The following is a 1853-nucleotide window of genomic DNA, read 5'->3' on the forward strand; positions in this document are numbered from 1 at the left end:
CGCGCCGCGCCCCTCGGGGCGGCCCTTCGTGTTCGCGCACCCCGACGCGACCTTCGTGGTGCGCGGCGCCCTGGAAGGCCCGCACGACGGACGCACGCGCCGCCCGGGCTACGTGTGCGTGGCCCGTCAGGAGGACGCCACCCTGACCGTCCACGTCCGCGAGGTCCGTACGCCGTGAACTTTCTCGCGTCCTGAACACGCTTCGTGCCGGGGCGCCCACGATCAAGCCACCCTGAAGACCCGGATAAAGCCCTCGCGGGCGGAGCGTTTATTCGGCGTACACGACGCGGGTTCGCGCCCACCCTACCCTGGAGGCATGGAAACCGCCGCGCTGATGCTCCTCCTCCTGATCGTGCTCATCGTCGCCGGCACCTGGGCCCTGCTGCGCGAGGCCGAGGACGAGCGGGCCACGGCGCCGCTCATTCCCGACTGGCGCGCCGAGGACTGGCGCGCGGGCCTCGACTGAGCGGCCTTCCCTCCCCACCTCACGCGCGGCGTCGCGTCCCACGACGCGGAAGACGGACGAGCCCGGAAAGATCGAACTTTCCAGGCTCGTCCTCGTTCGTGCTTCAGCGGGTTCGACCCGCCGCGCCGCCCAGCCCGCCCTGCGGACGCGCCGTCATGGAGGACAGACCCGAGAGGTCCCGCGTCACGCCCAGCGGCTCCTCGTAGGTGCACCAGCGGCAGGCGGCCACCTCGTAGCGGTCACCGAGCGGGGAGCGGCGCGAGACGACGTCGACGTGGGCGGAACCGCACTTGGGGCAGCGAGCAGGGGTCGAGGGCATGCCGTCATAGTGCCCAGAGGGCATGAGCATCCCACCAGAACGAGGTGGAGGAATCCTCAAGGATGAACGCGCGTGAAACGTGTTCACAACGGCGTCCCGCGAGGTTCTTCACGTGGTCTGAAGCGAAGGGTGGAATCTGAAGGTTCTTCGCTTCCCTCACAGGGACCTGTGTGAAGCGCAACCCACAATAACCGCGAGCGGTCCTGCCGCCCGGTCCCGCGTGGACCGCGGCGGGACCCCGGAAAGGACCCCGACGTGCCGCGACTCCTGCTGCTATCCGACGTCTCGCTCGATCCCGCCGAGACGACCTACGACCCCACGGGCAGCCCGGCCTTCGCCGCCGACGGCCAGCGCGTGGGCGCCGTACGTGACGCCCTCGTCGACGAGACGAGCCTGCGCGTGCGCTACCTCGTCGTCGACGTGGGCGGCTTCCTCTCGAACAAGCTCGTCCTCGTGCCGGTCGGGCTCGCCCGCATCGGCGACCACGAGGTGTACTTCGACACCCTCTCACGCGACGACGTCTCCGAGATGCGCCCCTACCACCGCGGCGAGGAGGTCACCGAGGAGAACCGCGCCGCCGACGACGCCGCGCTGCGCCGCGGTGACTTCGCCGCGCCCGTGGACACCGGGAGCGCGGGGACGCCCGACCCGCTCTTCGCGACGCCCCAGCGCCTCCAGCTGCTCGAGGAACGCCTCGTGGTGAACAAGCGCCGCGCGGTGGCGGGCAGCGTGGAGATCGGCAAGCACGTCGAGACCCGCGAGCAGAACGTGAACGTGGACCTCTCGCACGACGAGGCCGTCATCGAGCGCCGTCCCGTGGAGGGCGGCCGTCCCGTGGAGGGCAATGTGACCCTCGGCGCGGGCAGCGAGACGCTGCGCATCGACCTGGAGGCCGAGCGCGCGAACGTGCGCAAGCAGGCGTACGTCGCGGAGGAGGTCGAGATCGGCAAGCGCGCCGTCTCGGAGACGCGGACCTTCTCGGACACGGTGGGCCGCGAGACGCTGGAGGTCCGCGACCTGGGCGGCGCGCAGGCCGACCGCGCGAACCCCGGGGCGCCGACCGCCCCA

The 1853-nt window shown here is 71.4% G+C and carries 3 protein-coding genes; 2 read left to right on the plus strand and 1 reads right to left on the minus strand.

Annotated features, from left to right (window positions below; genetic code table 11):
- Positions 1-316: 316 nt before the first annotated feature.
- On the plus strand, positions 317-466 hold the full coding sequence (locus tag DEIPI_RS37200; protein WP_157463387.1) for a hypothetical protein: 150 nt from the start codon (positions 317-319) through the stop codon (positions 464-466).
- A 103-nt stretch (positions 467-569) separates the two neighbouring features.
- Here DEIPI_RS37200 and DEIPI_RS0101430 read toward each other — a convergent pair whose 3' ends face one another.
- Complete coding sequence (locus tag DEIPI_RS0101430; RefSeq protein WP_157463388.1) at positions 570-785, minus strand: hypothetical protein; 216 nt, start codon at positions 783-785, stop codon at positions 570-572.
- A 255-nt stretch (positions 786-1040) separates the two neighbouring features.
- On the opposite strand from DEIPI_RS0101430, the gene DEIPI_RS38660 reads away from it, so the two are divergent.
- Positions 1041-1853, plus strand: an 813-nt coding sequence (locus tag DEIPI_RS38660) for a PRC and DUF2382 domain-containing protein (RefSeq protein WP_052351564.1), incomplete at its 3' end; no start/stop codon positions are given.

This window comes from Deinococcus pimensis DSM 21231 (assembly GCF_000519345.1).
In the GTDB taxonomy this organism is placed as follows: Bacteria; Deinococcota; Deinococci; order Deinococcales; family Deinococcaceae; genus Deinococcus_A; species Deinococcus_A pimensis.